The following is a 6,934-nucleotide window of genomic DNA, read 5'->3' on the forward strand; positions in this document are numbered from 1 at the left end:
CTTTCATTAACGTCCGTGAGCGATCTGGTGCACCAGACGGAGCTTCTCCACCACCGCAGGCGCCAGCACAAAGGGGTAGGCGTCGTCGTGCCCCATGCTTCGGTTCAGGCTGTTGAGCGCAAGCGTCAAAGGCAACCAATGCCTGATCAGCGCATCGAAATCGCCTGCCAGGTAGGGATCAAACGCCGGACCAGGTTCGTTGCTTGTTGTCGGGCTCTGTTGGGCGTGTAGCCGCAGGCCAAACTGCCAGGCCGTTTCCAATGCATCCACCATATGCAGATAGTGTGCCCAGGTCTCTGCCCAGTCCTCCCAGGCATGGCTGCCGGCATAGGCGCTGATGTATCGGCTTTGCCAGTCAGATGGCGGGCCGTATTGGTAATGCTGGTCCAGCGCTTGCCTGTAGTCTCTGGTCTCATCACCAAAAAGGTCCCGGAATTTGCCCAGCCACGGGCTACTCCGGACAAGCAGATCCCAGTAATAGTGTCCGGACTCATGGCGAAAATGCCCTAAAACAGTGCGATACGGCTCGGCCATCTGGTTGCGCATCCGCTCGCGTTCCACCGGGTCTGCTTCGGCGATGTTGATGGTAATGACGCCATTGGCATGGCCTGTCGTTACTTTTTTACGCTCGTCAAACATAGCCGGCTGATCGGCCAGAAAATCGAATGCCAGCCCAAGCTGATCTTCGTTCCGGGGTTCGCACGGGAGTCCCAGGCGCAAGACGGAATACACAAGCCGCCGTTTCTCTTTTTCGAGGCGACGCCAGAGATCATTGTTCTTCTCGATGCTGAGATCCGGAATGGTGCGATTGAGGCGACAGGCAACACAGAAGGTATGCGGATCGGTTTTGGGGATCAGCCAGTTACAGGCTCGCTGATTCTGATAGTTGTCACACAACCGGTAGAGATCACCACGTGCGACCGTCGCCCAGGTGTTATCGCCTTCCGGCTCGATCGCCAGCAAATCCATGACATCCGGGGCAAAGCCCAGGTCAGCTCCGCAATGGGTACAGCGACTGTTTTCAAAGTAAAGCAGGTTGGCACATCGACCGCAGTGGAACAGCTTCATTGGAAGGCATCCTTGGCCAATACCGGGAAAAGCACGCCTTCAAGTATTGGCCATCCACGCCAAAACGCAAAACTGCCGTTAAGCAATACCAACCTTCGGAGCGACAACTCTTGCCGTCGGCATCCTGTTCTTTGGTGCAGCGATAAGTGCGGGGATCAACATGGGGGAAGGGTTTTCAGATCACCCATCAGGAAAAAGCCCCCGGAGGTCGGGGGCTTCAAGGCGGGACTTACTTGACCTTGGGGTCCAGCTCGCCAGCCGCATAACGTTCGAACATCTGTTCGAGGTTCAGCGGCTTGATCTTGCTGGCCTGGCCGGCGCAGCCGAAGGCTTCGTAGCGGGCGACACAAATGTCGGTCATGGCAACCATGGTGGCCTTGAGGAATTTGCGCGGGTCAAATTCCGCCGGGTTCTGGGCCATGAAGCGACGAACGGCGCCGGTAGAGGCCAGACGCAGGTCGGTGTCGATGTTGACCTTACGCACACCGTGCTTGATACCTTCGACGATTTCTTCCACCGGTACACCGTAGGTTTCCGGGATCTCGCCGCCGAATTCGTTGATCACTTTCAGCCACTCCTGAGGTACGGAGCTGGAGCCGTGCATGACCAGGTGGGTGTCCGGGATGCGGGCGTGGATCGCTTTGATCTGGTCGATGGCCAGGATGTCACCTGTGGGCGGACGGGTGAACTTGTAGGCGCCGTGGCTAGTGCCGATGGCGATGGCCAGTGCGTCTACCTGGGTTTTCTGGACGAAGTCGGCAGCTTCTTCCGGGTCGGTCAGCATCTGGCTATGGTCCAGAGTGCCTTCGGCGCCAATGCCGTCTTCTTCACCGGCCTGGCCGGTTTCGAGGGAGCCCAGGCAGCCCAGTTCACCTTCTACGGAGACACCACAGGCGTGGGCCATTTCAACGGTGCGACGGGTTACGTCGACGTTGTATTCGTAGCTGGTCGGGGTTTTGCCGTCTTCACCCAGGGAGCCGTCCATCATCACGGAGCTGAAGCCGAGCTGGATGGAGCGCTGGCAAACTGCGGGGCTGGTGCCGTGGTCCTGGTGCATAACCACCGGGATGTGTGGCCATTCTTCGATGGCGGCCAGGATCAGGTGGCGCAGGAACGGGGCACCGGCGTATTTGCGGGCACCGGCGGAGGCCTGGACAATGACCGGGGAGTCGGTTTTGTCGGCGGCTTCCATGATGGCGCGCATTTGTTCGAGGTTGTTCACGTTAAAGGCTGGCACACCGTAACCGTGCTCGGCGGCGTGGTCCAGAAGTTGCCGCAGCGAAATCAGGGCCATGGGTTGTCTCCTTCGTTGACTTTTTGAGGTTTGAATTCTGTTCGTTTTCAGACTTGGGAGTCTGCTTCGGAGTGTGGGGTAGGCCTTCCGGGACACGCTGTGAATACGTCCGTGTACGCTTGAGCGCAGCTTCCCTGCTGCGCACAGTCCCGGAAGGCCTACCCCACCCTCCTTGCGATTCTGGCCCTGTGCGGGTTTCTCTCAGAATCGCTTTGTTGATTACGCGCCGCGCTCTTCCAGTACAGCTACTGCCGGCAGGGTTTTGCCTTCCACGAATTCCAGGAATGCGCCGCCGCCGGTGGAGATGTAGGAGATCTTGTCAGCTACGCCGTATTTGTCAACGGCCGCGACGGTGTCGCCGCCGCCGGCGAGGGAGAAGGCGTCGCTTTCGGCGATGGCCTGGGCGAGGGCCTTGGTTCCGTTGCCGAACTGGTCGAATTCGAATACGCCAACCGGGCCGTTCCACAGGATGGTTTTGGCGTTTTTCAGCAACTCGGCAAACTGGCCGGCAGTTTCCGGGCCTACGTCGAGGATCATGTCGTCGGCGCCGACGTCGGAGATGTTTTTCACGGTGGCGGTGGCGGTTTCCGCGAATTCGCTGGCGACCACTACGTCTACCGGCAGCGGGATTTCCACGCGACTGGCGATGTCTTTGGCGGTGTCGACCAGGTCGTGTTCGCACAGGGACTTGCCTACCGGGTGGCCGGCTGCGGCCAGGAAGGTGTTGGCGATGCCGCCGCCGACGATGATCTGGTCACACACTTTTTCCAGGGCGTTGAGGACGTCCAGTTTGGTGGAGACTTTGGAGCCGCCGACGATGGCCACCACCGGCTTTGCCGGGTTGTCGAGGGCCTTGCCAAGGGCGTCCAGTTCCGCTGCCAGCAGCGGGCCGGCGCAGGCTTCGGGGGCAAATTTTGCCACACCGTGGGTGGAGGCCTGGGCGCGGTGGGCGGTGCCGAAGGCGTCCATCACGTAGATGTCGCACAGGGCGGCGTACTGTTTGGCCAGGTCTTCGTTGTCTTTCTTTTCGCCTTTGTTGAAGCGGACATTTTCGAACAGCACCACTTCGCCGTCGGCCACTTCAACGCCGTCGAGGTAATCCTTGATCAGGCGCACTTCCTGGCCCAGCAGGGTGCTCAGGTGCTCGGCTACCGGCTTCATGGAGGAGGCTTCGTCGTATACGCCTTCTTCCGGGCGGCCGAGGTGGGACATCAGCATGACTTTGGCTCCGGCGTCTTTGGCCGCCTGGATGGTCGGCAGCGAGGCGCGGATGCGGGCGTCGCTGGATACTTTGCCGTCTTTGACCGGTACGTTCAGGTCTTCACGAATCAGAACCCGCTTGCCGGCGAGGTTCAGGTCAGTCATTTTTTTGATGGCCATAGTCTCAATTCCATTTTCTTACGAGTTTAAAAGCGTTTTTTGCCACGGAATCCACGGAAGGACACGGAAAAAAAGAAAAAACCAAAAGATTTTTTGGCCACTAAATCCACGAAAAAACACTAAATTAAAGACAAAGACTTTTTGGGCTTTTAATCAATAATCTTTTTTCGTGTTCTTTCGTGGATTTCGTGGCAAATCATTTCTTCTTTATCTTTTTTTCCGTGTCCTTCCGTGGATTCCGTGGCGAAACAATCAATCAGTTCTACTCAGCCAACACCGGCTGACATCCAGCATCCGGTTAGCAAAGCCCCATTCGTTATCGAACCAGCACAGCACTTTAACCATGGTGCCGCCGGTCACCCGGGTCTGGCCGCCGTCGACTACGCCGGAGTGGGCGTCGTGGTTGAAGTCGGAGCTGGCCAGGAGTTCGTCGGTGTATCCGAGAATGCCTTTTAGCGATCCGTTAGCCGCGTTTTTCAGCAGCAGGTTTACCGCCGCAACATCGGTCGCTGCACGCACGTTCACCACCATGTCTATAGCAGAGACATTGAGCGTTGGCACTCGCATGGCCACGGAGCTGAAGCGCCCCTCCATGTGGGGCAACAAACGCTCGATGCCGCGGGCCAGGCCGGTGTCTACCGGCACGATGTTGTGCAGCGCACTGCGGGTGCGGCGCAGGTCCTGGTGGTGGTAGGCGTCGATCACCGGCTGGTCGTTCATGGCGGCGTGGATGGTGGTGGTGCTGCCCTGCTCCACGCCAAAGGCATCGTCCAGAACCTTGATCACCGGCACCAGGCAGTTGGTGGTGCAAGAGCCTGCAGCCACGATCACATCCTGGCGGTTGAGGTCACCATCATTGATACCGAAGACCACGGTGCGGTCGACATCCGGGTCGCCCGGCTGGGAAAACAGCAGGCGTTGTGCACCCGCCTCAATGTGTTTTTCCGCCGTGGCCCGGTCGGAATAGGCACCGGAACATTCCAGCACCAGGTCTACGTTCAGCAAACGCCAGGGCAGTTCCGCCGGGTCCGGGTGACGCAGTACTCGAATGCGGTCGCCGTTCACCACCAGGTTATCGCCATCCACCGCCACCTCACCGTGAAACCGCCCGTGGGTGGAGTCGTACTTGGTCAGGTGGGCAATGGTGTCGATATCCGACAACTCGTTGATCGCGACCACCTGCAGATGGTCGCGATAGCCGTTTTCATACAGGGCCCGCAACACGCACTGGCCGATGCGGCCGTACCCGTTGATGGCGATGCGAAACGGCGTCGAGTTGGTCATCAGGCGTCCAGCAGTTCGTCAGCCACTTCCAGGATATTGTCGACGGTGAAGCCGAATTCCTTGAACAGCTCGCCGGCCGGTGCAGACTCACCAAAGGTGGTCATGCCCACAACCCGACCGTCCAGGCCCACATACTTGTACCAGTAGTCGGCAATGCCGGCTTCGATGGCGATGCGGTTGGTGACTTCCAGCGGCAACACCTGCTGTTTGTACTCGGCACTCTGGGCATCGAATACGTCAGTGGACGGCATGGATACAACACGCACAGCCTTGCCCTGCTCGCGCAGCTTGGCGGCAGCATCCTGGGCCAGTCCCACTTCAGAACCGGTGGCGATCAGGATCAGTTCCGGGGTGCCTTCGCTGTCAGACAGCACGTAGCCGCCCTTGGCGACGTTGGCCAGTTGTACTGCATCACGCTGCTGATGCGGCAGGTTCTGACGGGAGAACACCATGGCCGTGGGGCCATCGCTACGCTCCAGGGCTGCTTTCCAGGCCACCGCAGACTCTACGGCATCAGCCGGGCGCCAGGTGCTCATGTTCGGCGTTGTGCGCAGGCTGGCCAGCTGTTCGATAGGCTGGTGGGTCGGGCCATCTTCACCCAGACCGATGGAATCGTGGGTAAAGACAAAGATCGAACGCTGCTTCATCAGTGCGGCCATGCGCACGGCATTACGGCAGTATTCCATGAAGATCAGGAAGGTGGCGCCGTAGGGCACGAAGCCACCGTGCAAAGCGATACCGTTCATGATGGCCGCCATGCCGAATTCGCGCACACCGTAATAGATGTAGTTGCCGGAGGCATCTTCCTTGGTCACGCCTTTACAGCCTGACCAGATAGTCAGGTTGGAACCGGCCAGGTCGGCGGAGCCACCCATCAGTTCCGGCAGCAGCGGGCCGTAGGCATTCAGGGAATTCTGGGACGCCTTACGGGAGGCAACGGTCTCGCCCTTGTCCTGGCATTCCTGGATATAGGCCTGGGCTTTTTCGGCGAAGTCTGCCGGCAGGTCACCCGCCATGCGGCGTTTGAACTCGGCGGCCAGTTCCGGCTCGGCCTTCTCATAGGCCGCAAATTTCTCTTCCCAGGCACTCTGTGCAGCCTGGCCTTTTTCTTTGGCATCCCACGCGGCGTAGATCTCGGACGGCACCTCGAACGGGCCGTGCTGCCAGCCCAGGGCTTCGCGGGTCAGAGCGATTTCATCGTCACCCAGCGGGGCACCGTGACACTCTTCCTTGCCCTGCTTGTTGGGGGAACCGAAGCCGATAATGGTCTTGCAGCAAATAATGGTGGGCTGCGCGGTGTTAGCACGGGCAGCTTCAATGGCCGCACGGATGGCATCGGAATCGTGACCATCAACATTTGGGATAACCTGCCAGCCGTAGGACTCGAAACGCTTGGGCGTGTCGTCGGTGAACCAGCCCTCTACTTCTCCATCAATGGAGATGCCGTTGTCATCATAGAAGAACACCAGTTTACCCAGGCCCAGGGTGCCGGCCAGAGAGGCGACTTCGTGGGAGATCCCTTCCATCAGGCAGCCGTCGCCCAGGAATGCGTAGGTGTAGTGGTCAACAATGTCGTGGCCCGGACGGTTGAACTGAGCGGCCAGTGCCTTCTCTGCGAGCGCGAAGCCAACAGCATTGGCGATGCCCTGACCCAGCGGGCCGGTGGTGGTCTCGATGCCCGGGGTATAACCGTATTCCGGATGGCCCGGTGTTTTTGAGTGCAGCTGACGGAAGTTCTTCAGGTCATCAATGCTGACGTCGTACCCGCTCAGGTGCAGCAGGGAATACTGCAGCATGGAGCCATGGCCGTTAGACAGCACGAAGCGGTCACGGTTGGCCCAGTGCGGGTTAGCCGGGTTGTGGCTGAGGTAATCGTTCCACAGCACCTCGGCGATATCCGCCATACCC

Annotated in this window: 5 protein-coding genes; all 5 read right to left on the reverse strand. The window is 59.2% G+C overall.

Features of this window, described 5'->3' with window-relative positions:
* Positions 1–6: 6 nt before the first annotated feature.
* Positions 7–1,068, reverse strand: coding sequence for a zinc-binding metallopeptidase family protein (locus B3Y70_RS11100; protein ID WP_022989737.1), 1,062 nt, complete (start codon positions 1,066–1,068; stop codon positions 7–9).
* Between the two features lie 229 nt (positions 1,069–1,297).
* The gene (gene fba / locus B3Y70_RS11105) at positions 1,298–2,362 is read right to left on the reverse strand and encodes a class II fructose-bisphosphate aldolase (protein ID WP_011786479.1); all 1,065 of its coding nucleotides are present in this window, start codon (positions 2,360–2,362) and stop codon (positions 1,298–1,300) included.
* Positions 2,363–2,581: 219 nt separating this feature from the next.
* Positions 2,582–3,742, reverse strand: coding sequence for a phosphoglycerate kinase (locus B3Y70_RS11110; RefSeq protein WP_273031039.1), 1,161 nt, complete (start codon positions 3,740–3,742; stop codon positions 2,582–2,584).
* 252 nt (positions 3,743–3,994) lie between these two features.
* Positions 3,995–5,026, reverse strand: coding sequence for a type I glyceraldehyde-3-phosphate dehydrogenase (locus B3Y70_RS11115; RefSeq protein ID WP_273031041.1), 1,032 nt, complete (start codon positions 5,024–5,026; stop codon positions 3,995–3,997).
* Positions 5,026–6,934 (reverse strand): transketolase (gene tkt / locus B3Y70_RS11120; protein ID WP_288589818.1); only part of this gene is annotated, 1,909 nt, incomplete at its 5' end. The genes tkt and B3Y70_RS11115, both read right to left, overlap by 1 nt.

Source organism: Marinobacter sp. UBA5687 (assembly GCF_002420325.1).
Lineage (GTDB): Bacteria > Pseudomonadota > Gammaproteobacteria > Pseudomonadales > Oleiphilaceae > Marinobacter > Marinobacter nauticus.

Coding starts and splice junctions, on each gene's coding strand:
- B3Y70_RS11100 (WP_022989737.1), bottom strand. CDS start 1,068: ATGAAGCTGTTCCACTGCGGTCGATGTGCCAACCTGCTTTACTTTGAA.
- fba (WP_011786479.1), bottom strand. CDS start 2,362: ATGGCCCTGATTTCGCTGCGGCAACTTCTGGACCACGCCGCCGAGCAC.
- B3Y70_RS11110 (WP_273031039.1), bottom strand. CDS start 3,742: ATGGCCATCAAAAAAATGACTGACCTGAACCTCGCCGGCAAGCGGGTT.
- B3Y70_RS11115 (WP_273031041.1), bottom strand. CDS start 5,026: ATGACCAACTCGACGCCGTTTCGCATCGCCATCAACGGGTACGGCCGC.